Here is a 26146-nt window from a genome sequence, read left to right on the forward strand (position 1 = left end):
GGTCTGGCCCTGGTCAGCAACCACCTGTTGACCGCCGATCAGATCCCCGACGCCGCAACGCGCGCCATGGCCTGGCTGGGACTGATGTCCCTGCTGCTCGGTGCGGTGAGTCTGCTGGACTGGCAGCTCACCCGGCGAGCCAAGCTGGCGCGCGACGAGCTCTGGTCGTTCATCCATCGCCAGGTGCTCAAGGTGTGGTGGCTGCTGCTGTCGGCCGGCGTGCTGGGCACCTTCGCCACCTTTTTCTTTGGCGGCGCCTACCTCGTCTTCCCCCTTTGGCTGGTGCTCGTCGGCCTGGGTCTGTATGTGCATGGCCTGTTTTCGGAGCAGACGGTCGAGTGTGTCGGCGGTCTGCTCATCGCCCTCGGGGTGTGCTCGGTGCTGTTTCGTTTGGATGCACAGTCCTTGCAGTACCTGGCTGCAGCCGCCTTCGGCCTCGGAATGCCGCTACTCGCCCTGCTGCAGGGCCAAAGGCATGCAACGTCGACACCGTTTTGGCTGCGCGGCGCCAAGCTGCTGCTCTGGCTGGGCGTGGTGCTTGTCCCGCCGCTGCTGGCACAGCGTCTGGCCGACGCGCAGCAGCCCGCCGCCGCTCCGCTGCAGACCTTACAGGAATATGCCCGCAATCCGCTGACGCGGCAGACCGTGCTACTGCCTGCCGGGCTGTCCATACCGGTGCACGTCGAGGTGTCAGGCGATGCCTTTTCTCCCAGCGACAGTTCGGTGCTGCCCCTGGTACTCAAACGCCCGGTGGAAGTGCTGGTCGAAAACGGTCGGCCGACGGGGCAATGGCGCTACCCCGCAGGTCCTTGGCAGCACGAAGGCTATCCAACGGCCCTGCTCATTCCCTGGATGCGCGCCACGCTGCAACCGGGCATCGGCCCGCAGTTGCAAATCGGGCTGGTGGTGAATATGACCGCACGCGCCCCGTCCTGATCCGCCCTCTTTCAACCCCAACTGGAGTTTTTGATGCGAAACCTGCTCTTACCTCTACTGCTCGCCAGCGCCTCGCTGGCGGCCTGCAGCAGCCTGCCCCCCGGCCCCGCTCCCACGGCGGCCGAAACGTCGAAGCTACCCGTGGTCACCATTGGTCAGCCGCTACCCAGCGGCGACGCCTATGTGCTGTACTTCCCCGCCGGGACGCCGCTGCCCATCCGCACCGTGGTGGACGGCAGCGCCTTCACCCGGGGCGCCGAATCCACCCTGCACATCGTGCTCAAGCGCGGCATTTATGGCTACCGGCAATACGCCAGCCTGGACGGCCAGCACTGGATGCCCTGGGACCAGATGCTCAAGACCCAATTCCAGATGCACATCCCCGGCAAGGACGGAAAAGATGCCGCCGTGCTGCACCTCCAGATGGACGCACTGAATCCGCCCGCGCCGTGAGCATCGACGCCCTTGATCCCTTGCTGCACCAGCCGCTGCGCACGCAGATCGCGGCCTATCTGGCTGGTGCGGGACAAGCCACGTTCTCCGACCTCAAGCGCCTGATCGGGGTGTCTGACGGAAACCTCGATGCCCACTTGAAAAAGCTGCTCGCCGCGGACTATGTGCAGGCACACAAGATCACCGACGGACCACGCCCGCAAACCGTCTACGCGCTAACGACTACGGGTCGTGAGGCACTGCTGGCCTACGTGGCCGCGCTGCAGGGCTTGATCGCTTTCGCGCAGGTCGAGCCGACCCGCCTGCAAGAGACCGATAATGCCGCAGCGCAGCCCGCGCAAGGGGTTACTTGAATCGTGCAGATCGGCCCTACAGACCTGCCAAAGCCGCGAAAACAATCAGCCCGTCACGTCAGGGTTTGATGTATTCAAACCCCGCGTGTTCGAGCTGCATGATGCGCAGCACCCCGGCGGGCACGATGACCGCTTGCGGCACCAGTACCGGCAGGTGGCCGAGTTTTTTCGCCATGCCTTCCATGGTGTTGTGGCAAGCGTCGAATTCGATGCCTTCATCGTTCAACGAGGAAATGCGCTTGGCCTCCGGGCTGTTCTTGAACAGCATCTTCAGCCCCGGGCCATAGGCCACCACCACTACGCGCGCGTTTTCCTGGCCCACGGCGTCGAGAATGTTCTGCGCGTTGTTGAGCACCAGATCCCAGCGGGCGGGTTCATCTTCGCTCACCTGCAACACCACGTCGTATTTGGCGAACGGCAGCTTGTGAATGTAGGTCGGCGCGTCGAACTTGAAGTCGTTGAGCATCGACGGATTGGCCGCCTGGGCCTGCATCAGACCGGCGCCCAGCAGGGCAAAAGCCAGAGTCAGATGGCGCGCGGGGCGCATCAGCTGGCGGTGAAGGGGGGTATGAATCATGTTTGTCTCCTCGGTATGGATTGAATGTTTTTAATGCTTTTTATCACGCGTTGACGACGGCATTTGCATCAGGGTGTATCCCCCGTCACCGGCTGTTGGTCGCCACTTGCCGACGCACTTTGCGCAGGGCCGCCCGGCACGCAGCCAGCCCTGCACAAGCGGGCGCTCAGAAACTGACCACGGGCAGGCCGCGCTGCTCCCACTCGTTCATGCCGCCGGGGTATTCGCGCAGACCCTTGCGCCCCATGATGCGGTCGATCACGAACCAGGCGCCAGCCGCGTACTGCCCGGTGTTGCAGTACACGATGCCCGGAGCGACGCGCTGCACGCCGCCACCAGCCAGCACCTTGCGGTAGACGTGCGCAGAGAGAAACCGCCAGGAGCCGTCATCCGCGTTGCGATAAAGCAGTTCGGCCGGAAGGGGAGAGGCGTCGGCCAGCCTTCCGGCAGCCGGCACCACGGGCGTGCGCTCGAGGCCCGCGATCTGAGCCAACGGGCGTGCGTCCAGCAGCAGACCATGCGCACGCTGCGCCGCCTGCACTTCGGCCGTTGTCGCCAGCAGCGCCGGGTTCGGCGCCCGGGCCTTCCACTTGCTGGAACTCATGGGGGCGATGGCGTCGGTATCCACGTCATAACCGGCAGATGTCCAGGCGTGCATGCCGCCATTGAGAATCGCAATCTGCTCCTGCGGCACGCCGAACACCTGCAGCTCCCAGGCGAAGAACGCCGCCTCCTGCAGCGAGGTGGCGTCGTCGCCGGTAGGCACGATCACAATGGGCTTGCCCGGCTCCAGTTGCACGGCCTGCATGGTTTGTTCAAACTCCTTGGCCGTGGGCAACATGAAATCGATCTTCTTGCCGTCGATCACATGCTTTTGCCGCAGGCCCCAGAAGTTGACCGACAGCGCGTCCGGAATATGCCCGCCCACCTCTTCGAGCACCTTCTGCCCATTGACCGTGGCGTACTTGGGATCGTTGGTGAGCGAGCCCAGGCTGTCGCGGATATCGACGATCTGCACCTGCTTCGCGTGGTCATGCAGCCAGGGCGGCGTCACTAGCGCGCCCGGCAGCACAGCCGCCTGCGCGGCACTCGTCACCGCAGCGAGCGCGAACAGCCATGCCCCTATCCACCCCTTGGGCAAACCCCTTCGAGCGATTTTCATTCGACTCCTCCAGTTGTAATGATGATTGGAGTGCCGATTATTCGCAGAAGCAGCGCAGCAAAAACAGGGATTTCTTTGGCTGACGGATATCGAATTTATGGATGATCCCGCGCGAATCTCCAACTACCGAGTGTTCAACTCTGCACCAGCCGCTTGGATTTGGCGATGGAAAACAACATACCGGCGCCGAGCATGAGGGTGATGAGGGCGGTGCCGCCATAGCTGACGAAGGGCAGCGGCACGCCGACCACCGGCAGGATGCCCGACACCATGCCCATGTTGACGAAGGCGTAGATGAAAAAAATCAGCGTGACCGACGCGGCCAGCAGGCGCGAGAACAGCGTGGGGGCGTTGGCGGCGATCATCAGCCCCCGCACGATAAAGAAGATATAGGCGGCCAGCAGCATGAGATTGCCGGCCAGGCCCCACTCCTCGGCCAGCACCGAGAACACGAAGTCGGTATGCGACTCGGGCACGAAGTTCAGATGCGCCTGGGTGCCGTGCAGATAGCCCTGGCCGAACACCCCGCCGGAACCGATGGCGATCATGCTTTGGATGATGTTGAAGCCCTTGCCCAGCGGATCGCTCTGCGGGTCGAGCAGCATCATCAGCCGTTGGCGCTGGTAGTCGTGCATGAAGTGCCACATCACCGGCGCGCTGGCGGCGGCGAGCGCAAACAGCAACGCGATGACCCGCCACGACAGCCCGGCGAAGAAGATGACGAAGGCCCCGGTGAGCAGCACCAGCAGCGCGGTGCCGAGGTCGGGCTGCTTGGCGATGAGCGCCACCGGCAGCAGCAACAAGGCCGTGGCGATGAAAAAATCCTTCACCCGGATCTGGCCCTCGCGCTTCTGGAAATACCACGCCAGCATCAGCGGCACGGCGATTTTCATCACCTCCGACGGCTGTACCACGGTGACGCCCAGATCGAGCCAGCGGCGCGCACCCTTGCGCACCAGCCCGAACAGGGCCGTGGCGATGAGCAGCGCCACGCCAAAGGTGTAGACCGGCACGGCGATCTGCATCAGCCGCTGCGGCGGCACCTGCGCCGCGACGAACAGCACCAGAAAACCGATGGCCAGATTGCGCAGATGATCGTCGAACGGCACATGCGCATCTTGCAGCGCGGAAAACAGCACGATGCAGCCGATGGCCACCAGCCACAGCAGCGCCGCGGCCAGTGGCGCATCGAAGCCGGTGAGATAGGGGCGCACTCGCCGCCAGAGCGGCGGACGGCCGAAGGTCGCACTCATAGCCTTACCCCTTCCGATTCATCACTCACATCGGGCCGGGCGCCGAAGCGGGTGAACAGCGGCGCGCGCAAACCACCCGTGCAGGCGGTGCGCGGGTAGTTGCCCACGGCCTCCGCATCGAAGGCGGTGGGCTGGGCGCGTGCCCGAGACGCAGCCGCCGGTGCAGGTGCGGGCTTCGCCGCAACTCCTGCGGCCCCCATCGCGGCGGCTCCAGAAGCAGATCCAGAAACCGAACCAGAAGCAGCGCCCGCCGGGGCGGATGTCGCCGGAACAGGCGGTGTCTTGGCGCCAGGAATGATCGGCACGCCTTCACGCTCGCCCGCATAGGCAAACTGCACCGGCTGCGGCTTGGCGCCGCTGATCTTCTCGATTTCCTCGTCGGTGGGGTAGAGGCCGAGCAGGTGATAGTCGAGCGCCTTGCGCGCGATGGGCGCGGCCGCAACCCCGCCAAATCCGGCGTTCTCCACAATCATCGCCAGGGCGATCACCGGGTTGTCGGCCGGGGCGTAAACCACATACAGCGCATGGTCGCGCAGATGATGGGCGATGTCCTTGGCGTCATAGGTCTGGTTTTGTCCCACGCTGAACACCTGCGCGGTGCCGGTCTTGCCCGCGGTGGTGTAAGGCGCGCCCTTGAAGGCTTCCGCCGCCGTGCCGCCGGTCTGGTTCACCGCCATCATGCCGCCGTGCACCACCTGCCAGTACGCCGGATCGAGGTCGATGCGCTGGGCCACTGGCGCGACCACCGGCGTGAAGCGGCGCGTGCCCATGTCTTCGATCGCACGCACTACGCGCGGCTCGTAGCGCGTGCCCTGATTGGCCAGCGTGGACAGCGCCGTGGCCATCTGCAGCGGGGTGAAGCTGTTGTAGCCCTGGCCGATACCCAGACTGATGGTGTCGCCGGGATACCAGCGCTGCTGCGCCGGGCTGCGAAAGGCCTTGCGCTTCCACTCGCGCGAAGGCAGCACGCCCTTGGCCTCGCCCTTGAGATCGATGCCGGTGGCCTGACCGAAGCCGAACTGCTGCGTCCACTTGGCCATGCCGTCCACGCCCCAATCGTGCGCGACCATGTAGAAATACACGTCGCACGACACCTGTATGGCCTTGTGCATGTCGACGATGCCATGCCCTCCCGGCACGTCATCGCGAAAACGGTGTCCGGCGAACATGAAAAAACCGGGGTCGTGAAAGCTCCACTGCGCGGTGCGGATGCCGTCGGTCAGCGCGCCCGTCGCCAGATAAGGTTTGTAAGTCGAGCCCGGCGGAAAGGTACCGCGCAACACGCGGTTGAGCAGCGGCCGGTCGGGCGAGGTGTTGAGCGCGTCCCAGTTGACCTGATCGATGCCGTCGACAAACAGGTTGGGATCGAAGGTGGGCATGGAGACAAAGCTCAGCACTTCACCGTTGCGCGGATCGATGGCCACGCAGGCCCCGCGCCGCTTGCCGTAGAGGTCTTCGATGAGCTTTTGCAGGCGGATATCGACTCCGAGCACCAGATTCTGTCCGGGCGTGGCGGCCACGGTCTTGATCTTGCGCACCGGCCGCCCCACGGCATTGACCTCGACTTCCTCATAGCCGGTGATGCCGTGCAGCTGCGTCTCGTAAGCCTGCTCCACGCCCAGCTTGCCGATATGGTCGGTGCCGAGGTAGTTGCTGGCGTCGTCACTGTCGTCGATGCGCTGCTGCTCGGTCTGGTTGATGCGGCCGATATAGCCCAGCAGATGGCAGCCCAGCGCGCCCAGCGGATAGTTGCGAAACAGCCTTGCCCGCACATTCACGCCCGGAAAACGAAAGCGCTGCGCCACGAAGCGAGCCACCTCATCATCGCTGAGCTTGTTGAGAATCGGCAGCGACTGAAAGCGCCGCGACTGCCCCAGCAGATTGTTGAAGCGCCGCTCGTCGAACGGCGTGATGGGCACGATGGCCTTGAGCGCCTCAATGGTGTCCTGCAACGTGCCCTTGACCTTCGACGGCGTGATTTCCAGCGTGTAAGCCGCGTAGTTGTTGGCCAGGATGATGCCGTTGCGGTCGAGAATCAGCCCGCGCTGCGGCGGAATCGGCACCAGCGCAATGCGGTTGTCCTGCGCCTGGGTCGAAAACTGCCGATGCCGCACCACCTGCAGCCACACCCAGCGACCGATCAGCAGCGCAAAGCTCAGCACCACCACGGCCGCGGCCAGAATCAAGCGTCGGCGAAAGCGGAACAGCTCGCGTTCGATGTTGCGCAGCTCGGTCATCGCAAAGAGGCGTAAATAAAGATTGAGCCCGTTGCGGGCACAAGGTTCAGCACGGTCGCCATCACAAAGGCCGATTGCGGTCGGAATCCGGCGCGCGCCGCTGCGGCGCCAGCAGCAGCCAGGACAACAAGGGCCACAGCGCCGCCTGCACAACCGGCGCCAGCAAAAATGCCCAGCCTGGAAAGCTGCCGCCGGCCCACATGCCCACCAGCAGCAATAGCACCTGCGTGGCCACGAACAGCGGCAGCACATGCAAAGCCTGCTGCAGCGGCGGAAACCACAGCAGCCGGCGGTGCAGCGTGATGGCGAAATAGCTCAGCACCGTGTAGACCAGCGCATGCTGCCCCAGCACCGAACCCTGCTGCACATCCACCGCCAGCCCCAGCACGAACGCCACGGCCATGCCCACGCGGCGCGGCTGATGCACATTCCAGAACACCAGGGTGAGCGCGACGAAATCGGGCATCCACGCCAGACGGCCCAGCGGCAAAAAGTCGATCAGCAGCGCTATCAGCAGACTCAGCGCGATGAACCAGGGGTTGACCGGCAGCAGCAACACCTCGCGCGCGCCGCCCGCAGGAGCCTGCGCGGAAGGCATGGCGCCCTGATCGGAGCGACGGCGGCGGGGCAGGAAAGACACGGCAGTCAGATTAGCGTGAGGCGGCAGCGGCAGGCTTGGGCACCGCCTTGCCCGACTTTTGCACCTGCGGCTCGGTGGCCTTGACCGATGGCCCCGCCACCAGCGGCGTGAGCGGCTGAAGCACCAGCACATGCCGTCCGCCTTCGACATCGGCAAGCGGCGCACACATCACCCGGGCAAACGCGGTATCGCGCTGGCGCGTGACGGCAGTCACCCGCGCCACGCGCAGGCCCGCCGGATAGATGCCGTCCACCCCGCTGGTCACTAGCACATCGCCCACGCGCACATCGGCGGCAGCGGGCATCCAGCGCAGCTCCATGCCGCCCTGGCCCAGCCCCGGCTCGCCGTACACCACGCCGCGCTCGCCGGTGCGCTGGTTTTGCACCGGCACCACGGCGTCGCGGTCGGTGATGAGGGTGACTTCGGCGCTCCACGGGTAGTCGCGCGTGACCTGGCCGAGCAGCCCGGTTTCGTCGATCACCGGCGAGCCGAGTTCAACGCCCTGCAGACTGCCGCGGTCGATCACCACGGTGCGGCTGAACGGATCGCTGGCCTGCGCACTGATCTGCGCCGCCACCGACTTCGGCGGCAGGCTCTGCTGCAACTGGAGCAAACCGCGCAGGCGGTTGTTTTCCAGCCGCAACTGCGCTTCGAGCTGGGACTGCAACGACAAGGCCACATTGGCGCGTTGCAGTCGGCTGATTTCAGCTTGCGCCTTGGCCGGCGCTTCAAGATAGCCGCTCAGTTGCCGCGACCAGTCCACCGGCGCCTGAGCCATGCGCTGCAGCGGATAGATCGCCACCGACAGGCCCTGGCGCAGCATGGGCGTGACCTTGAACCGCACGTCCAGCGCCATCAGCAAAATGGCCAGCGCGGAGAACAACACCAGCCGCGTGAGCGCAGAAGGCCCCTGCCGGAAAAACGGCGGAGGTGAACGCTCAAGAGTGCCGTAGGCCATGGGAACGAGAACAAACGCAGGGCGGAAAGGGCTCAAATCGAAGCGGCTCGAATCGAAACGGCCCGGCTCGGGGGCGCAGCGCGATCAGTGAAGTACTGCGGAGCGCCGAGAGAAGATCGCCGATCAAAAAACCGCCGCAAAACAACCGCAAAAGGCGCCGCTTACTCCGACGTGAAAATGGTGCCCAGCCGATCCATGCGCTCCAGCGCCATGCCGCTGCCACGCGCCACGCAGGTCAGCGGGTCTTCGGCCACCAGCACCGGCAGGCCGGTTTCTTCGGCCAGCAGGCGGTCGAGGTCGCGCAGCAGCGCACCGCCGCCGGTGAGCATCATGCCGCGCTCGGCGATGTCGGCGCCGAGTTCGGGCGGGGTTTGTTCGAGCGCGTTTTTCACCGCCGAGACGATCTGGTTGAGCGGATCGGTCAGCGCTTCGAGAATTTCGTTGGAACTGATGGTGAAGCTGCGCGGCACGCCTTCGCTCAAGTTTCGGCCCTTGACTTCCATCTCCTTGACCTCGGAGCCGGGAAAGGCCGAGCCGATTTCCTTCTTGATGGCTTCGGCCGTGGGCTCGCCGATCAACATGCCGTAATTGCGGCGGATGTAGTTGATGATGGCCTCGTCGAACTTGTCGCCGCCCACGCGCACACTGCCCTTGTACACCGTGCCGCCCAGCGAAATGACGCCCACTTCCGTGGTGCCGCCGCCGATGTCGACGATCATCGAGCCGGTAGCTTCACTGACCGGCAGCCCGGCGCCGATGGCCGCAGCCATGGGCTCTTCGATGAGGTACACCTCGCTGGCGCCCGCGCCCAGCGCCGACTCGCGAATGGCGCGGCGCTCGACCTGGGTGGAGCCGCAGGGCACGCAAATGATGATGCGCGGACTGGGCCGGAACATCCGGGTGTCGTGCGCCATTTTGATGAACTGCTTGAGCATCTGCTCGGTCACGGTGAAGTCGGCGATCACGCCGTCTTTCATCGGGCGGATGGCCTCGATATTGCCAGGCACCTTGCCCAGCATCTGCTTGGCTTCCTTGCCCACGGCCTGAATGGTTTTTTTGCCGCTGGGGCCGCCCTCGTGGCGGATGGCGACAACCGACGGCTCGTCGAGCACGATGCCCTTGCCGCGCACATAAATGAGCGTGTTGGCGGTGCCGAGGTCGATGGCCAGATCCGTCGAAAAATACTGCCGGAATGTTCGGAACATGGAATATGGGGGCGCCAACCGCGCGCCCGGCTTTCTGGAGGTGTGTGAAATAAGCAACAAACAGGCTTGATTTTTCGGTCAAATCCCGTGCGCCAAATCGAAGCATCATAACCCATGCATGCGCATAAAATGACGTTTTCCGCACCCATCTGCAGGGGAAGCTCCCCGATCCGCCCGCTCGCCGAGCGGCATGTTTTGCGTCCCTGTTTTGCGTCCCTGATTGCCGCCGCCCCACCATGTCACTCACTCTTCCCGATATCGACCGCCTGGCGCAACTCGCCCGGCTGGATCTGACCGCCAGCGAGCGCGACCACATGCTGACCGATCTCAACGCGTTTTTCGCCGTGGTCGAGCAAATGCGTGCGGTCAATACCGACGGCGTCGAGCCGCTGGCGCACCCGCTCTCCGCCGTGCAGGACATGCCGTTGCGCCTGCGCGAAGACGCCGTGACCGAGGGCAATATCCGCGACGCCGCGCTGCGCAACGCGCCCGACGCACAAGACGGCCTGTTCCTCGTGCCGAGGGTGGTCGAATGAGCACATCCCTGACCGATTTCGCCACGGCCGACCTGCGCACCCTGTCCGCCGCGCTGGCCGCACGGCAAGTGTCCAGCGCTGAGCTCACCCGCGCGGCGCTCGACCGCATCGCCGCCCACGCCGATCTGGGCGCTTTCCTCCACGTCGATGCTGACGGCGCGATGAAGTCCGCGCAAGCCGCCGACGCCGCCCGCGCCGCGGGCGACACCCGGCCGCTACTGGGCGTGCCGGTAGCGCACAAAGACGTGTTCGTCACCCGCACCCTGCCGGCCACCGCCGGTTCACGCATGCTGGCCGGTTATGTCAGCCCGTTCGACGCCACCGTGGTCGCCCGTCTGGGCTCGGGCGCGGACGACTTTGCAGGCGCGGGCATGGTCACGGTCGGCAAGACCAATATGGATGAGTTCGCCATGGGCTCGGCCAACGAAAACTCGGCTTACGGCCCGGTGCGCAATCCTTGGGACTTGGCGGCCATTCCCGGCGGCTCCAGCGGCGGCTCGGCTGCTGCGGTGGCGGCAAGGCTCGTCCCCGCCGCCACCGGCACCGACACCGGCGGCTCAATCCGCCAGCCCGCGGCCATGTGCGGCATCACCGGCATCAAGCCGACCTACGGTCTGTGCTCGCGCTACGGCATGATCGCCTTCGCCTCCAGCCTCGACCAGGCCGGCCCGATGGCGCAGACCGCGTGGGACTGCGCCGCCCTGCTCACCGCGATGACCGGGTTCGACCCGCGCGACGCCACCAGCGTGGAGCGCGCCGTGCCCGACTATGTCTCCGCGCTCGATCAACCCCTGCCCGGCGCCACCGCCGCGCAGCCGCTCAAAGGCCTGCGCATCGGCCTGCCGCGCGAGTACTTCGGCACGGGCCTTGCCGCCGATGTCGAAGCCGCCGTGCGCGACGCCCTCAAGACCATCGAGAACCTGGGCGCCACCTTGGTGGACGTCTCGCTGCCGTTGACAGAACTCTCCATTGCCGCCTACTACATCATCGCGCCCGCTGAGGCCAGCTCCAACCTGAGCCGCTTCGACGGCGTGCGCTTCGGCCATCGCACGGCGCAATACAAAGACCTGGCCGAGATGTACGGCAAGAGCCGCGCCGAAGGCTTCGGCGCCGAGGTCAAGCGACGCATCATGATCGGCGCCTACGTGCTGTCGCACGGCTATTACGACGCCTACTACTTGCAGGCGCAGAAGATCCGCCGCCTCATCGCCGACGATTTCGTCCGCGCCTTCACCCAGTGCGACGTGATCGCAGGCCCGGTGTCGCCCACCGTCGCCTGGAATCTGGGCGACAAGGCCGACCCGCTGGCCAACTACCTGGCCGACATCTACACCCTCTCGGCCAGTCTGGCCGGGCTGCCGGGCATGAGCGTGCCCGCGGGCTTCGGCGCGGGGGCCAACGCGCGCCGCCCGGTCGGCCTGCAACTCATCGGCCCGCACTTCGCCGAAGAGCGTCTGCTGCAGGTCGCACACCAGTTCCAGCAGGTGAGCGACTGGCATCGCCGCAGCCCCTTCTGAGCCCACCGATGGATCTGCACACCTGGCTGACGTTCTTCGCCGCGAGCTGGCTCATCAGCCTCTCGCCCGGCGCGGGCGCGATTTCGTGCATGACCACGGGGCTGCGGCACGGCTGGCGTGTGGGGGTGTGGAACATCTTCGGCCTGCAACTGGGCATCGCCGCCATTCTGGTGGTGGTTGCCGCTGGGCTGGGCGCGCTGCTGGCCGCGAGCGAAACCGCGTTCAGCGTGATCAAGTGGTTCGGCGTGGCTTATTTGCTGTGGCTGGGCATCCAGCAATGGCGCGCCCCGGCGCATGGGCTGGTCGATGCCGACGGCAGCGCAAAAAACACCACGCCTCCCACGCGTGGCCAGCTCGTGCTGCGCGGCTTTCTCATCAACGCCAGCAACCCCAAGGGGCTGGTGTTCATGCTGGCGGTGCTGCCGCAGTTCATCAACCCGGCAGCGCCGCAACTGCCGCAATATCTGCTGTGCGGGCTGTCGCTGTTCATCACCGACATCGTGGTGATGAACGGCTACACCTTGCTGGCCGCGCGGGTGCTGCGCGCCCTGCGATCAAAGCAGCATCAACTCTGGCTGCAGCGCAGTTTTGGCACCCTGTTCATCGGCGCCGCGCTGCTGCTTTCGGCGTTTCGCCGTTCAAACTAATCAAGGAATCTTGTCATGCAATGGGAAGTGGTCATCGGGCTGGAAACCCACGTTCAGCTCTCCACCCAGTCCAAGATGTTTTCCGCCGCGTCCACCGCGTTCGGCGCCGCGCCCAACACTCAGGCCTGCGCCGTCGATCTGGCGCTGCCCGGCGTGCTGCCGGTGGCCAACCGCGCTGCGGTGGAACGCGCCATCCGCCTCGGTCTGGCTCTGGGCGCCACCATCGCGCCGCGCTCCGTCTTCGCGCGCAAGAACTACTTCTACCCTGACCTGCCCAAGGGCTACCAGATCAGCCAGTACGAGATTCCCGTGGTGCAGGGCGGGGTGGTCGAGTTTCTGGTGGACGGCAAACCGCGCCGCCTGCAGCTCACCCGCGCCCACCTCGAAGAAGACGCGGGCAAGTCGCTGCACGAAGCCGGGCTGTTCGACCGCGCGGGCAACGCCGCCAGCGGCATCGACCTCAACCGCGCGGGCACGCCGCTGCTCGAAGTCGTCACCGAACCCGACATGCGCAGCGCCCGCGAAGCCGCCGAATACGCCCGCGCGCTGCATGCGCTGGTCATGTGGCTGGACATCTGCGACGGCAACCTGCAGGAAGGCTCATTCCGCTGCGACGCCAACGTCTCGGTGCGCCGCCCCGGCGAACCCTTGGGCACGCGCTGCGAAATCAAAAACCTCAACAGCTTTCGCTTCCTCGAAAAAGCCATCGAATTCGAGGTGCGCCGCCAGATCGAACTCCTCGAAGACGGCGGCAAGGTGGTGCAGGAAACTCGGCTGTACGACCCCGACAAGGGCGAGACCCGCACCATGCGCACCAAGGAAGACGCGCACGACTACCGCTACTTCCCCGACCCCGACCTGCCGCCGCTGGTCATCTCGCCCGAGTGGATCGAGCGGGTGCGCGCCGACATGCCCGAGCTTCCCGGCCAGATGGCCGCGCGCTTCGTCGCATCCCACGGCCTGAGCCTGGATGCCGCGGCGCAGATGACCCAGACCCGCGCCCACGCCGCCTATTTCGAGGCCTGCGTCGCCGGGGGCGCCGCGCCCAAACTCGCAGCCAACTGGATCATGGGCGAACTTGCCGCCCAGCTCAACCGCGACGAGCGCGACATCGGCGCCAGCCCCGTGAGCGCCGCGCAACTCGCCGCGCTCACCCGAAAAATCGACGACGGCACCCTGTCGAGCAAGACCGCCAAGGAAGTCTTCGCCGCGCTGTGGGCGGGCGAGCAGGGCGGCGATGTGGCCGCCATCATCGACGCCCGCGGCTTGGCGCAGGTCAACGACAGCGCCGCGCTGCAGGCCGCCGTCGACGCCGTACTCGCCGCCAACCCGAAGAACGTCGAGGAATACCGCGCCGGCAAGGACAAAGCCCTCAACGCCCTGGTCGGCCAGGTCATGAAAGCCACCGGCGGCCGCGCCAATCCACAGCAGGTCGGTGAGATGCTGAAGAAAGCCGTGGGTTGATGCTGTTTTGCCTCGGCGTGCTCTTGGTACGAAAACCAGCGGGCAAGTGCTGTGAAGCGAGACCTGACCTCAAACTCTTTCTTGTGGCCCGCTCATTCGGCCTGGTGGCAAGCCACGCATAGCTTGTTGCCATCGGGATCACGGAAATACGCGCCGTAGTAGTTGGCGTGGTACTCAGGCCGCAGTCCAGGCTTGCCTTCGCATATACCCCCGCTGGCGAGAGCCAAGGCGTGAACCTGATTGACTTGCTCTCGGGAATGAGCGAGGAACGCGACCATTTGCCCATTGCCGGGCTGATGCGGTTGTTGGTTGTAGGGACGGCCGATCAAAAACAAGGGCCTCGGATCCGGCGAAGATTCCCAACCAGCCCAAGGGCGCTCGGGCTCTTGGAAACGGAATTGCACGCCAAGTGCATCGAGCACCGGCTTGTAAAACGCCATTGCTCGGTCGAAGTCGGTGACGCCGACCATAACGTGCGAGAACACTTGCCTTCTCCTTCGACAGCAAGCTTGGGGGCTAGCTTGATCGCTTTCAACCGTTCTGCCTAAGCTCAAATCGTAGCCTCTCGCCCTGCCGCCCCCCCTTATTCCTTCCGGCTGGCCCCCGCAGCCGATTCCAGCCACTGCCTCGCGGCCTGTGCCAAGATGGCATTCACACCGCCCTCGACGGTCACAGCCTGCTCGCGCAGGCGTTGCGCCAGATCGGCGGGCAGTTTGCAGGTGAGTTGCACCTGCTTGGGCGCACTCTCCTTGGGTTTGGTCTCGGCTTTCGCGGCCACGGCCTTGGCGCCCTGACCGAAGCGCTGCGGGATCGTGCCCGACTTCAGCTTGCCGTCGAGTTTCTTGGCAAGGTGCTTTTCAAGGTCTGTCTTTTTCATGCTCATGGGCTACCCCCGGTGGTGTGGACGGGCATTGTCCTCCACACAGGCCCCCCACCTCGGCGCGGCGCAAGGTGACCCGAAAGACGAGGCCCTGCGCCTACAAGGTGTTTTTCACCACCCGGCCGTTCTTGATGATGCACTTGAGATGCTGATCGGGTTCGAGCAAGGGCTTGAGCGAGCGCGACACATCGCCATCGACCACCAGCAGATCGGCCCAGGCGCCGGGTTCGATCACCCCCAGTTTGGCGCCGAGATAGGGATTGCGCTGACCGGCAAGCGCCAGCAATTCGCCGTTTTGCGAGGTGGCCTGTTTGAGCGCGTCCAGGGGCGAATACCAATTTTCCAGGGCGACCAGCCGCACGGTTTGGTAATGGGTTTTTCCCGGCGCGAACAGAATGTCGCTGCCCCAGCCGGTTTGCATCTTGTGTTTGATCGCCAGTTCGTAGGCCCGGCGCGTTCCGGTGGCGATCTCGTCGCTCTTCGCCTGCGAGCCGGGATCGGCCATTGGCGTCGGGGCGGCCTCCGGCAGGAAGGGCTGCAAAGACCACCAGATGCCTTTGTCTGCCATCAGGCGCACGGTGGCCTCGTCGGTCAGCTGGCCGTGTTCGATGACCTTGATGCCGGCCTCGATGCTGCGCTGCATGCCCTTGGGTAAATAGACGTGGGCCATGACGTAAGTGCCCCAATCCTCGGCGGCTTCCACCGCCGCGCGCAGTTCGGGCAGGGTGAACTGCACCGAATCGAGTGGATCGTAGAGCGACGACGCGCCGCCTCCGGCCATGAGCTTGATCTGCGAAGCGCCGCGCAGCAATTGCTCGCGGGTGGCCTTGCGCACACTGTCGGCGCTGTCGGCAATGGCCGACGCGCCCAGATGTTCGGCATGGCCTACCGCGCTACAGGCCGCGCCCGGCCCGACCTCGTGCAAAAAGCGGAAGTCGCCGTGCCCGGCGGTCTGCGAAATCATGGCGCCACTTGGAAAAATGCGCGGCCCCTGCACCAGTCCTTGGTCGATGGCGCTCTTGAGCGCAAACACCGGCCCGCCTGCGTCGCGCACCGTAGTGAAACCTCGCAGCAAGGTGCGCTGCGCCTCAGAACCAGCCGCCAGGTGAATCAGCGCGGGATCGGCCATGAGCAAGTGCTGCATGGACATGGCCGCCATCAGGCTGTGCCAATGCGCATCGATCAGCCCCGGCATGAGCACCCGGCCGCCGCCGTCGATGATCTGCGCACCCTGCGGTGCACCTTGCCCCTGCGGCTCGACGGCCCGAATCCGCGCGCCTTCGATCACGACTTGCAGGCCTGGCTGCAAGCGGGTGCGCCGACCATCGAAAAGCTGCACATTGCGCAAAACCATAGGCGCTGCAACTGCCGTTGCCGAACCAGAGGGCGCTGGCTGCGCAGAAGCGGCAGGGCTGAGCCCGCCAACGCCTGCAGCCAAAACCAGCGCGCTCTGCAAAAAATCGCGGCGCGAAAAAGCCCGCTCAAGTCGTCGCTGCACCTGCGAGGCCTCATCGCCACCGCAGCGGCAATAAAAGGCGGAACGCGGCGAGGTTTGAGCGCCGGGATGGGGAGTGGAAGGTTTGCGCATGGGAGTCCTTCAAATACACCAGAGCACTTGGCCAGCGGGCTGCTAAGGAACCAGGCGCCATTCGCCCGCGGGCTGGCGGCAGGCCCGCAAACGGGCGGACTTGGCCGGGTCACGCGGGGTGTAGAGCGTCACCCGAAAGGTCTTGCACAACCGCCCTTCTTGCGTGTTCGAGGCGATCAACTTGAAACTGCCGCCCGCGCGGCTCTCGGGGTTGCGCCATTCCAGAAGTGTGGCATCGCTGCCCAAAAATGCCGCACCTTCTTCCGATAGCTGGTTGATGTCGGCTTGGCTGAAGCGCTGCAGCGGCGTGTTCTTGAGCACGGGCATCCAGTTGTCTGCCCATGCTGTTGAAACCATGGCTACCGTGGCGAGCGCCATAAACCACGATTTGTGTCGCATGTGTTGTCTCCTCGTCGTGTGACTCAGCGTAGGGCCTGTTCACGCTATTAATGCCCCCGCGCCGGGGGTCTGGGCGGAGGCAACGCGAGGCGCAGGCCGCGCCGTGGTGTATTGCACCACAAGCGGACTGCAACGTGGCAGTGCGCCGCCCAGACCCCCGGCCCGAAGGGTTGCCAGCTGAGCAATGCGGGTTCAACTCAATGCAGCTTGATGCGCGGCTCGGTGGTGCGAGAGATCATGCGCGCCAGGGTGAGGAAGGCGGTCTTCCAGAAACCGTGCAGGGCGTGCAGGTGCATGCGGTAGAGCAGCCAATAGATGAAGCGGGCGAAATGACCTTCGATGAAAAGAGTGCCCTTGGACAGGCCGCCCATGAGATTGCCCACGGTGCTGTGCTCGCCCAGCGACACCAGCGAGCCGAAGTCGCGGTAGTGAAAGGTCAGCAGCGGCTTGCCCTGCAGTTGCCGTGTGATCTGTCGGGCGATGAGGCTGGCCTGCTGGTGCGCGGCCTGGGCGCGCGGCGGCACGTTGCCGGCATGGCCTTCCCAGACGCAGGCGGCACAGTCGCCCAGCGCGTAGATGGCGTCGTCGCGGCTGGTCTGTAGCGTGGGGCGCACGACCAGTTGGTTGATGCGGTTGGTCTCGAGCCCGTCGATGTCGCGCAGGAAATCCGGGGCCTTGACGCCCGCTGCCCAGACCACCAGTTCGGCGGGCAGAAAGTCGCCGTCGGCGGTGCGCACGCCGGTGGCGGTGACTTCGGTCACGCGCTTGCCGGTATGCATCTGCACGCCGAGTTTGGCCAGTTCGCCTGCGGCTGCGGCCGACAGCCGCTCGGGCAACGCGGGCAGGATGCGGGGCGCGGCCTCGACCAGGCTCAGGCGCACGTCGCGCTCCGGGTCGATGCGGTCCAGGCCATAGGCGGCCAGCACGCGCGTGGAGTTGTGCAGCTCGGCCACCAGTTCCACCCCGGTGGCTCCGGCGCCGATAGCCACGACCTTGAGCTGCTCCGGGCGCAGCGGCTCGACCTGGGTGTTGGCGGCGATGCAGGCATTCACCAGCCTCCGGTGAAAACGCCGGGAGTCTTCGGGCGTGTCCAGCGCAATCGCATGTTCGGCCGCACCGGGCGTGCCGAAGTCGTTGTTCTGGCTGCCCACGGCGATCACCAAAATGTCGTAGCCGATGCGCCGCCGCGGCACGATTTCGCGCCCGGTCTCATCTAACGTGGGCGCGACCAGCACTTCACGACGCGCGCGGTTCAGCCCGTCCATGGCGCCGAGGCGGTACTTGAAGTGATGCCAGGTGGATTGGGCGAGGTAGTTCAGCTCGTTGTCGTCGATGCCCAGGGTGCCGGCCGCCGCCTGGTGCAGCAGCGGCTTCCAGAGATGGCTGCGGCCGCGTTCGATCAGCGTGATATCGGCCTGACGACAGCGACCCAGGGTGTCGCCCAGCCGGGTAGCCAGTTCCAGCCCGCCGGCGCCGCCTCCGACGATGACAATGCGAGGCAGCGGGGAATCAGTAGAAGTCTGGGACATGATTATGGGTTGTCGGTGCAAGGCCTTATTGGAGACCGGCTTGCGTGCGGGCGCAAGCGGCTGCGCGACCACTAACATGCAGCCTCACGCCGCAGCCCGCTTAACCATCCTTGTCCGGGCGCCCGCGCGGCCTCAACCTGCAAGCCTCACGATGAACGAGAAGTATGACGCCAGCGCGGTGGAAGCCGCCGCGCAAGCCCACTGGCAAAGCACCGACGCCTACCGCGTGCGCGAAGACAAGCCGGGCGAAAAGTTCTACGCCTGCTCCATGCTGCCCTACCCCTCGGGCAAGCTGCACATGGGCCATGTGCGCAACTACACCATCAACGACATGCTCACCCGCCATCTGCGGATGAACGGTCACAACGTGCTCATGCCCATGGGCTGGGACGCCTTCGGCCTGCCCGCCGAAAACGCGGCGATGAAAAACAAGGTGCCCCCGGCGAAGTGGACCTATGACAACATCGCCTATATGAAGCGGCAGATGCAGGCCATGGGTCTGGCGATCGACTGGAGCCGCGAGGTGGCGACCTGCTCGCCCGAGTACTACAAGTGGAACCAGTGGCTGTTCCTCAAGATGCTGGAAAAAGGCATCGCCGAGCGCCGCACCCAAGTGGTGAACTGGGACCCGGTGGACCAGACCGTGCTGGCCAACGAGCAGGTGATCGACGGCCGCGGCTGGCGCAGCGGCGCCGTGGTGGAAAAGCGCGAGATTCCCGGCTACTACCTCAAGATCACCGACTACGCCGAGGAACTGCTGGCCGCCGTGGCCGATCCCGAAGACAAGAACTATCTCGCCGGCTGGCCCGAGCGGGTGCGGCTGATGCAGGAGAACTGGATCGGCAAGAGCGCCGGGGTGCGTTTTGCCTTCCCGCACACTATCGCCGACGATTCGGGCGCGCTGATTCAGGACGGCCGCCTGTATGTGTTCACCACCCGGGCGGACACCATCATGGGCGTGACCTTCTGCGCCGTGGCGCCCGAGCACCCGCTGGCCGCGCATGCCGCGGCGGGCAACGCCGAACTCGCCGCTTTCATCGAGCGCTGCCAGCAGGGCGGCACCACCGAAGCCGAACTGGCGCTGAAAGAAAAAGAGGGCATGCCCACCGGGCTGTTCGTCACTCATCCGCTCACCGGCGCGCAAGTGCCGGTGTGGGTCGGCAACTATGTGCTGATGAGCTACGGCGACGGCGCGGTGATGGGCGTGCCCGCGCACGACGAGCGCGACTTTGCCTTCGCCAAAAAGTACGGCCTGCCCATTCAGCAAGTCGTCGCGGTGGAGGGCGAGACCTTCAGCACGGACGCCTGGGCCGATTGGTATGGCGACAAACAGCGCGCGGTGTGCGTCAACTCGGGCGATCTCGACGGCCTGCCCTACAAAGACGCGGTGGACAAAGTCGCCGAACTGCTCGCCGCCAAGGGTCTGGGCGAGAAGCGCACCACCTGGCGCCTGCGCGACTGGGGCGTGAGCCGCCAGCGCTACTGGGGCACGCCCATTCCCATCATCCACTGCGATCACTGCGGCGCGGTGCCGGTGCCGGAAAAAGACCTGCCGGTCGTCCTGCCCGAAGACCTGATTCCCGACGGCAGCGGCAATCCGCTGCACCAGTGCGCGACGTTCGTCGACGTGGCCTGCCCGCAGTGCGGCAAACCGGCCAAGCGCGAGACCGACACCATGGATACCTTCGTCGATTCGAGTTGGTACTTCATGCGCTACACCTGCGCCGACAACCACGACGCCATGGTGGACGGTCGCACCGACTACTGGATGCCGATGGACCAGTACATCGGCGGCATCGAGCACGCCATCCTGCACCTGCTGTATGCGCGCTTCTGGACCAAGGTAATGCGCGACCTGGGGCTGGTCAAGGCCGACGAACCCTTCACCCGTCTGCTCACGCAGGGCATGGTGCTCAACCACATCTACTCGCGCAAAACCCCGCAGGGCGGCATCGAGTATTTCTGGCCGCACGAGGTGGAAAACGTGTTCGACGCGCAGGGCAAGATCATTGGCGCCAAGCTCAAGGCCGACGGCTCGGCGGTGGACTACGGCGGCGTGGGCACCATGAGCAAGAGCAAGAATAACGGCGTCGATCCGCAAGACCTGATCGACCGCTACGGCGCCGACACCGCCCGCCTGTTCACCATGTTCGCCGCGCCGCCCGAAGCCACGCTGGAGTGGAACGACGCCGCGGTGGAGGGTGCGCATCGCTTCCTCAGACGGGTGTGGGCCTTCGGGCTGAAATTGAGCGCCCTGGCCGCGCCCGCAGCCGAGGCGGGTGACGCCGCACGCAAGCTGCGCCGCGAGGTGCACCAGATCTTGCAGCAGGTGAATTTCGACTACGGCCGCATGCAATACAACACCGTGGTGTCGGGCGCGATGAAACTGCTCAACGCGCTGGAAGGCGCGGACGCCGCCGCTGCGGGCATGCCCGCCGCGCTGCGCGAAGGCTTCGGCATTCTGCTGCGCGTGCTCTACCCCGCCACGCCGCACATCGCCCACGCCTTGTGGCTGGAACTCGGCTACGGCGCCGAGTTCGGCGATCTGCTTGATGCCCCCTGGCCGCAAGTGGACGAAGCCGCGCTGGTGCAAGACACCATCGAACTCATGCTGCAGGTCAACGGCAAGTTGCGTGGCGCCATTCAAGTGGCGGCCAGCGCCGACAAGGCCGCTATCGAAGCCGCCGCGCTGGCCAGCGCCGACTTCGCCAAGTTCAGCGAGGGCAAGGCCGCGAAGAAGGTCATCGTGGTGCCGGGCCGACTGGTCAATGTGGTGGTCTGAATGAAGCGCCGCAGCGTCCTCATCTTCGCACCGCTTCTGGCCTTGAGTGCCTGCGGTTTTCAGCTGCGCGGCTCGACCAATCTGTCGTTCAGCACCCTGTATGTGGCGGGCTCGGAGACCTCGGCCTTCGTCGTGGCACTCAAGCGGCAGATCGCCGCCACCACTTCGACCCGCATCGCGCCAGACGCCCAGTCCGCTCAGGCGGTGTTCACCCTGCTGGGCGAATCGCAGACGCAGGCCGCACAGGCCTACAACGCCGATGGCACGGTGGCGCAATATCTGTTGCGCTACACCGTGCGCTTCGAGCTCACCACGCCGCAGGGCAAGGTACTGATCGCCCCGACCGACCTGAGCCAGACCAGCAATCTGAGCTACAACTCCAGCGCCACGCTGGCCAAGGCCAATGAGTCCGATCTGCTCTATCGCGGCATGCGCCAGGAACTAATCAACCGTCTGATGTTCCAGCTTGCCGCGGTAAAGGTGAATTGATGCAGCTCGCGGCCGACCAACTCGACGCCCATCTCGCCAGCAAGCTCGGCGCGCTGTACGTGGTGTATGGCGACGAGACCCTGCTGGTCGGTGGAACGCGGCTTCGACTGGAGCCACTTACTCGCAGGTAGCCGCGAGATCAGCCTGTTCGGCGGTCGGCGGCTCATCGAACTGCGCATCCCGAGCGGCAAGCCCGGACGCGACGGCGGCGAAGCCTTGGCGGCGCTGTCCGGGCATTTGTCGCCGGATGTGATGGCGGTGGTCATCCTGCCCCGTCTGGATGCAGCCACCCAGAAGTCGGCCTGGTTCAGCGCCCTGAGCCAGGGTGGCGTGGCGGTGCGGGTGCGCTGGATCGCGGCCCGACTGCAGCGCCACGGCTTTACCCTGCCCGCAGGCGACGCGGGGAGGGCGCTCACCGATTTTCTGGTGGCGCGGGTGGAAGGCAATCTGCTGGCCGCCCATCAGGAGATCGAAAAGCTCGCGCTGCTGTGCCCGCCCGGCCCGCTCGACCCAGACACGGTGGAGCAGGCGGTACTGAACGTGGCGCGCTACAGCGTGTTCAAGCTCGGCGAAGCGGTGCTGGGCGGCGATGTCGCCCGGCTGCGCCGCATGCTCGACGGCCTGCAGGCCGAAGGCGTGGCCCCGGTGCTGGTGCACTGGACGCTGGCCGACGACATCCGCGCCTGGCTGCGCATCCGTCAGGGGCTGGACGCGGGGCAGGCGCTGCCCGCGCTGCTGCGCGCCAATCGCATCTGGGGCGTGAAGGAAAAGCTGCTGGAACGCGCCTTGCCGCGCCTGCGCACGCCCGATCTGGAGCGGCTACTGCAACTCGCGGCGCAGTGCGATCTGGCGGTCAAGGGCTTGCGCCCTGACTTCCTGCCGCGCGCACCGTGGGAGGCGCTGCAAGTGCTCGCCCTGTCCATGCTCGACGCCCTCTGGCCCACGCCACCAAGCGCCCGGCAGGGCCGCAGGCTGGTGCTGCACCCGGCGCTTTGAGTGCATCCCTCAAGGCCGCGAGTTGCGGGCTTGTGAACTCTGCGGCCTTGCCCGGCTCTGAGCAAAGTCCGACACGCTTCGTGGCCTTCTTCGCTGTCTTATTCGCGGCCTTTTTTGCAGCCTCTCTCACCCAAACGTCATGCCCTCTTTCCCGCCTCGCTCCCCCTACTCTGGCCGACTGAGCCACACCCTGGCCGCACTCGGCCTGTCGGCTGCCGCGCTGCTGCCCGCTGCCTTCGCGCAGGCCGCGCCCGCGCCCGTACCCGACAACGCGCCCAGCTTCACCGCAGGCCCGGATGATGTGATGCGCGTGCTGCCCGCGCAACTGCTGCCCGCGCTGCAGGTCAACTGCCACGGCGTGAAGATCGCTGCGCCTGCCTGGCGCGCGCAGCTCGACGCCTCTGCCGCCTTGCTGGTCAACCTCAATCAGGTGACGGTGCCGGAGAAGCAGGCGGTCTTGCCGATGGCCCTGTTGTGCCCCGCGCCCAGCCCGCTCGCCGCCGCGTGGAGCCGGGCTGCGGAACAGGCCAGCAATCTGGTCAAGCTCGATTTTCCCGGTGCGCCTGAGCAGGTCACCGGCGCCAGCTTCATCGGCCCCAAGGGCGGGCGGGTGCTGATCGTCAACCGCAGCGCACAGGCGGTGCGGGTCAATCTGGGAACCTGGGTGAGCAAGACCTCGCGGCTGGATCAATACACCGAACCGGGGGCGGCAGCGCAGCCACCCAAGGTCGAACATCTGCGCCGCGCCTTGGGCACGCAGGATGCGCAAGGCATTTTGTTGCCGCCGATGTCGCTCAGCGTGGTCGGCTGAACAACGGCGTTGTTGCCGGGCCGGAATTTCACCAGATCACGGGATGATGGCGCGGCAGGCCGTGCATCCCCCTCCCGGCCTCCCCCACGAGTGGGGGAAGTGCAAAAAGACTCCCTCTCCACTTGTGGGGAGGGCTGGGGAGGGTTTGGCCCAGCGCTTCGCGCCCGCCAGCGCCTGCATAGAAGCGAAGGACAGACTGATGGGCAATCTGGGTTCAACCCAGATTCAGTCAGCCCACTGCCGCAGCTCGTTCAACCCGACCACACCGGACCAAGGCTGGCTGCCGATGCGTCCCGTAGCGGGAGCGCCCGCCTCGCCCAAACCGTCGAGCCAAGCCAGCGCGCCGTCGAAATTTTCGTGGTGGGTGTAAGCGCCGGTGGTGACCACGGTGCGCAGCCCGGCGCCGTGCGCCGCGCGCAGGCCGTTGGTCGAGTCTTCGAACGCCAGGCATTGCTCCGGGGCCAGCCCCATGCGTTCGAGCACCCAGGTGTAGATGCCGGGATCGGGTTTTTTGCGCGGTACGGCGTCGCCCGCGCCCACTACTTCGAACCAGTCCATGCCGCCTGCGCCCAGGGTGGCGTGAATCAGCGCTTCGACATTGTCGGGCGTGGTGGTGGTGGCGATGGCCAGGCGCAGCCCGGCGCTACGCGCCTGCTCCAGCAGCCGACGCACGCCCGGACGCAGGGCGATGCCGCCCTCCGCCACCAGTCGCACATAGTGCGCGGTTTTGCGACGGTGGAGCTCGGCGATCAGCCCCGCCGCCTCGGGCGCAGCCGCGGCTTGCGGATCGATGTCCTGCCAATAAGCCAGCATGCGCTCTTTGCCGCCGGTAATGGCGAGCAGACGGCCGTAGGTCGGCACGTCCCAATGCCAATTCAGCCCGGCATCGGCGAAGGCCTGGTTGAAAGCGATGCGGTGACCGTCGCGCTCGGTTTCGGCCAAGGTGCCATCGACGTCGAAAATCAGTGCGCGCAAGGGCGTTGAATTCATGCCTCACCTTTCCATTTGATGGAGCAGCCGATGCTGGGATATTGCTCCACGGGGCCGATGCCGGTTTCGGCGATCTGCTTCATGGCCTCGAACAAATCGCGGCGGGCGTCGGCGGGGGCGGCCTGCTTGCGCGAGGCGTCGAGCTGGCCGCGGTATTGCAGCTTCAAATCGGCGTTGAAGCCGAAAAAATCGGGCGTGCAGACTGCGCCGTAGGCCTTGGCCACAGCCTGCGTTTCGTCATACAGGTAGGGAAATCCGAAGCCGTGCTGCGCGGCGAACAGCTTCATGTTGTCGAAGGAGTCTTCGGGATAGGCGCTCACGTCGTTGCTGTTGATGGCCACCGCATGCACGCCCAGAGCGCGCAGCTCCCGGGCATCGCGCACCATGCGGTCGGCCACGGCCTGCACATACGGGCAGTGATTGCAGATGAACATCACCAGCAGTCCCTTGGGGCCGCGCAGTTCGGCCAAGGTGTAGTTGCGGCCATCGATGCCGGGCAGGTGGAAATCGGGCGCGGGAAATCCGCGCTGCAAGGGATCGGCGGTTGCGGCCATGACAAAACTCCTTTGCTGGGTTGTCGGGGAATGCAATGCACAGACGACAACCCCGGCTGAGGCCGGGGTTGTCGATCCAATCAAACTCGGACAGAAACTGCCCTAGGCGTCAGTTGATCTTGGGATCGAGCGCGCCCTTTTCGTACAGCGCCACCATGGCATCGAGCGTGATGGGCTTGATCTTGGACGCATTGCCCGCGGTGCCGAAGGCTTCGTAACGCGCCTTGCAAATCTCTTTCATGGCCTTGGTCGAAGCGATGAGGAATTTGCGCGGATCGAACTCTTTCGGGTGTTCGGCGAGGAACTTGCGGGTGGCGCCCGTGGAGGCCATGCGCAGATCGGTGTCGATGTTGACCTTGCGAACGCCGTGCTTGATGCCTTCGACGATCTCTTCCACCGGCACACCATAGGTCTCGCCCATGTCGCCGCCGTAGGAGTTGATGATTTTGAGCCACTCTTGCGGCACCGAGGAGGAGCCGTGCATCACCAGGTGGGTATTCGGAATGCGGGCGTGAATTTCCTTGATGCGGCCGATGGCGAGGATGTCGCCGGTGGGCGGACGGGTGAACTTGTACGCGCCGTGGCTGGTGCCGATGGCAATGGCCAGGGCGTCGACCTGGGTCTTTTTCACGAAGTCAGCGGCCTCTTCCGGGTCGGTCAGCAGCTGGCTGTGATCGAGCGTGCCTTCGGCGCCGATGCCGTCTTCTTCACCGGCGGTGCCGGTTTCGAGCGAGCCCAGGCAACCGAGTTCGCCTTCCACCGACACGCCGCAGGAGTGCGACATTTCCACCACGCGGCGAGTGACATCGACGTTGTACTCGTAGGTGGTCGGGGTCTTGCCGTCGGTGCCCAGCGAGCCGTCCATCATCACCGAGCTGAAGCCCAGCTGGATGGAGCGCTGGCACACGCCGGGGCTGGTGCCGTGATCCTGGTGCATGACCACGGGGATGTGCGGCCACTCTTCAACCGCCGCCTCGATGAGGTGGCGCAGAAAGGGGGCGCCAGCATACTTGCGCGCGCCAGCGGAGGCCTGCAGGATGACCGGCGAGTTGGTCTCGTCGGCGGCTTCCATGATGGCGCGCACCTGTTCGAGGTTGTTGACGTTGAAGGCGGGGACGCCGTAGGAATGCTCGGCCGCATGGTCGAGCAGTTGACGCAGGGAAATCAGGGCCATGACGGACTCCTCAAGA

Annotated in this window: 25 protein-coding genes and 1 pseudogene; 11 read left to right on the forward strand and 15 right to left on the reverse strand. The window is 65.5% G+C overall.

Annotated features, from left to right (window positions below):
- From B7X30_RS08995 to B7X30_RS09005, 3 genes are all read left to right on the forward strand, one after another.
- A partial coding sequence (locus tag B7X30_RS08995; protein ID WP_286730298.1) for an MFS transporter permease occupies positions 1-936 on the forward strand: 936 nt, incomplete at its 5' end.
- A gap of 33 nt (positions 937-969) precedes the next feature.
- The gene (locus B7X30_RS09000) at positions 970-1389 is read left to right on the forward strand and encodes a hypothetical protein (protein ID WP_286730299.1); all 420 of its coding nucleotides are present in this window, start codon (positions 970-972) and stop codon (positions 1387-1389) included.
- Positions 1386-1742 (forward strand): transcriptional regulator, encoded by a 357-nt coding sequence (locus B7X30_RS09005; RefSeq protein WP_286730300.1) that lies wholly within the window; start codon positions 1386-1388, stop codon positions 1740-1742. Before B7X30_RS09000 ends, B7X30_RS09005 begins: the two co-directional genes overlap by 4 nt.
- A gap of 58 nt (positions 1743-1800) precedes the next feature.
- Here the strand turns inward: B7X30_RS09005 and B7X30_RS09010 are convergent, their stop codons facing one another.
- The 7 genes from B7X30_RS09010 to B7X30_RS09040 all read right to left on the reverse strand — a co-directional run bounded on the left by B7X30_RS09010 (position 1801) and on the right by B7X30_RS09040 (position 9774).
- Positions 1801-2319 (reverse strand): DsrE family protein, encoded by a 519-nt coding sequence (locus B7X30_RS09010; protein WP_013104327.1) that lies wholly within the window; start codon positions 2317-2319, stop codon positions 1801-1803.
- 166 nt (positions 2320-2485) lie between these two features.
- Positions 2486-3481 (reverse strand): sulfurtransferase, encoded by a 996-nt coding sequence (locus B7X30_RS09015; RefSeq protein WP_286730301.1) that lies wholly within the window; start codon positions 3479-3481, stop codon positions 2486-2488.
- Between the two features lie 134 nt (positions 3482-3615).
- Positions 3616-4734: a rod shape-determining protein RodA gene (rodA, locus tag B7X30_RS09020; RefSeq protein ID WP_286730302.1), complete on the reverse strand. Its 1119-nt coding sequence runs from the start codon at positions 4732-4734 to the stop codon at positions 3616-3618.
- Positions 4731-6971 carry a penicillin-binding protein 2 gene (gene mrdA, locus B7X30_RS09025; RefSeq protein WP_286730303.1) on the reverse strand — a complete coding sequence of 747 codons (2241 nt, stop codon included), beginning with the start codon at positions 6969-6971 and terminating at the stop codon, positions 4731-4733. Before mrdA ends, rodA begins: the two co-directional genes overlap by 4 nt.
- Positions 6972-7032: 61 nt before the next feature.
- Positions 7033-7569 carry a rod shape-determining protein MreD gene (gene mreD, locus B7X30_RS09030; RefSeq protein ID WP_286730329.1) on the reverse strand — a complete coding sequence of 179 codons (537 nt, stop codon included), beginning with the start codon at positions 7567-7569 and terminating at the stop codon, positions 7033-7035.
- Between the two features lie 52 nt (positions 7570-7621).
- Positions 7622-8569 carry a rod shape-determining protein MreC gene (gene mreC, locus B7X30_RS09035; protein ID WP_286730304.1) on the reverse strand — a complete coding sequence of 316 codons (948 nt, stop codon included), beginning with the start codon at positions 8567-8569 and terminating at the stop codon, positions 7622-7624.
- Between the two features lie 161 nt (positions 8570-8730).
- On the reverse strand, positions 8731-9774 hold the full coding sequence (locus B7X30_RS09040; protein WP_013104321.1) for a rod shape-determining protein: 1044 nt from the start codon (positions 9772-9774) through the stop codon (positions 8731-8733).
- A gap of 236 nt (positions 9775-10010) precedes the next feature.
- Here B7X30_RS09040 and gatC point away from each other — a divergent pair, with 236 nt between their 5' ends.
- Genes gatC through gatB form a run of 4 tightly spaced genes read left to right on the forward strand, consistent with a single transcriptional unit; the run spans position 10011 to position 13938 of the window.
- Positions 10011-10310: an Asp-tRNA(Asn)/Glu-tRNA(Gln) amidotransferase subunit GatC gene (gatC, locus tag B7X30_RS09045; protein ID WP_286730305.1), complete on the forward strand. Its 300-nt coding sequence runs from the start codon at positions 10011-10013 to the stop codon at positions 10308-10310.
- The gene (gene gatA / locus B7X30_RS09050; protein WP_286730306.1) at positions 10307-11827 is read left to right on the forward strand and encodes an Asp-tRNA(Asn)/Glu-tRNA(Gln) amidotransferase subunit GatA; all 1521 of its coding nucleotides are present in this window, start codon (positions 10307-10309) and stop codon (positions 11825-11827) included. The genes gatC and gatA overlap by 4 nt, the downstream gene beginning before the upstream one ends.
- 8 nt (positions 11828-11835) lie before the next feature.
- A complete protein-coding gene (locus tag B7X30_RS09055; RefSeq protein ID WP_013121957.1) occupies positions 11836-12474 on the forward strand; it encodes a LysE family transporter in 639 nt (212 codons plus the stop codon).
- A gap of 15 nt (positions 12475-12489) precedes the next feature.
- Complete coding sequence (gene gatB, locus B7X30_RS09060; RefSeq protein ID WP_286730307.1) at positions 12490-13938, forward strand: Asp-tRNA(Asn)/Glu-tRNA(Gln) amidotransferase subunit GatB; 1449 nt, start codon at positions 12490-12492, stop codon at positions 13936-13938.
- 92 nt (positions 13939-14030) lie between these two features.
- On the opposite strand, the gene B7X30_RS09065 is transcribed toward gatB, so the two are convergent.
- The 5 genes from B7X30_RS09065 to B7X30_RS09085 form a co-directional block, all read right to left on the reverse strand.
- Positions 14031-14423: a VOC family protein gene (locus B7X30_RS09065; RefSeq protein ID WP_286730308.1), complete on the reverse strand. Its 393-nt coding sequence runs from the start codon at positions 14421-14423 to the stop codon at positions 14031-14033.
- A gap of 98 nt (positions 14424-14521) precedes the next feature.
- Positions 14522-14821, reverse strand: coding sequence for a hypothetical protein (locus tag B7X30_RS09070; RefSeq protein WP_286730309.1), 300 nt, complete (start codon positions 14819-14821; stop codon positions 14522-14524).
- Between the two features lie 94 nt (positions 14822-14915).
- Complete coding sequence (locus B7X30_RS09075; RefSeq protein WP_286730310.1) at positions 14916-16406, reverse strand: metal-dependent hydrolase family protein; 1491 nt, start codon at positions 16404-16406, stop codon at positions 14916-14918.
- Positions 16407-16448: 42 nt separating this feature from the next.
- Positions 16449-16805, reverse strand: coding sequence for an RT0821/Lpp0805 family surface protein (locus tag B7X30_RS09080; RefSeq protein ID WP_286730311.1), 357 nt, complete (start codon positions 16803-16805; stop codon positions 16449-16451).
- 197 nt (positions 16806-17002) lie between these two features.
- Positions 17003-18334: an NAD(P)/FAD-dependent oxidoreductase gene (locus B7X30_RS09085; protein WP_286730312.1), complete on the reverse strand. Its 1332-nt coding sequence runs from the start codon at positions 18332-18334 to the stop codon at positions 17003-17005.
- A gap of 151 nt (positions 18335-18485) precedes the next feature.
- Between B7X30_RS09085 and leuS the strand changes: the two genes are divergently transcribed.
- The 4 genes and pseudogenes from leuS (at position 18486) to B7X30_RS09105 (ending at position 23412) form a co-directional block, all read left to right on the forward strand.
- Positions 18486-21116 (forward strand): leucine--tRNA ligase, encoded by a 2631-nt coding sequence (gene leuS, locus B7X30_RS09090; protein WP_286730313.1) that lies wholly within the window; start codon positions 18486-18488, stop codon positions 21114-21116.
- Complete coding sequence (locus tag B7X30_RS09095) at positions 21117-21605, forward strand: LPS-assembly lipoprotein LptE (RefSeq protein WP_286730314.1); 489 nt, start codon at positions 21117-21119, stop codon at positions 21603-21605. It begins immediately after the preceding gene.
- A pseudogene (gene holA, locus B7X30_RS09100) lies at positions 21605-22601 on the forward strand (DNA polymerase III subunit delta). The gene B7X30_RS09095 and the pseudogene holA overlap by 1 nt, the downstream one beginning before the upstream one ends.
- Positions 22602-22740: 139 nt before the next feature.
- Complete coding sequence (locus B7X30_RS09105; RefSeq protein ID WP_286730316.1) at positions 22741-23412, forward strand: hypothetical protein; 672 nt, start codon at positions 22741-22743, stop codon at positions 23410-23412.
- A 225-nt stretch (positions 23413-23637) separates the two neighbouring features.
- Here B7X30_RS09105 and B7X30_RS09110 read toward each other — a convergent pair whose 3' ends face one another.
- The 3 genes from B7X30_RS09110 to fba form a co-directional block, all read right to left on the reverse strand.
- Positions 23638-24402, reverse strand: coding sequence for an HAD family hydrolase (locus tag B7X30_RS09110; RefSeq protein WP_286730317.1), 765 nt, complete (start codon positions 24400-24402; stop codon positions 23638-23640).
- Positions 24399-24956, reverse strand: a complete 558-nt coding sequence (locus tag B7X30_RS09115; RefSeq protein WP_286730318.1) for a thioredoxin family protein — start codon at positions 24954-24956, stop codon at positions 24399-24401. Before B7X30_RS09115 ends, B7X30_RS09110 begins: the two co-directional genes overlap by 4 nt.
- Positions 24957-25065: 109 nt before the next feature.
- Positions 25066-26130 carry a class II fructose-bisphosphate aldolase gene (gene fba / locus B7X30_RS09120; protein ID WP_286730319.1) on the reverse strand — a complete coding sequence of 355 codons (1065 nt, stop codon included), beginning with the start codon at positions 26128-26130 and terminating at the stop codon, positions 25066-25068.
- Positions 26131-26146: the final 16 nt, after the last annotated feature.

Source organism: Thiomonas sp. 13-64-67, assembly GCF_002282795.1.
Classification (GTDB): Bacteria; Pseudomonadota; Gammaproteobacteria; order Burkholderiales; family Burkholderiaceae_C; genus Thiomonas; species Thiomonas arsenitoxydans.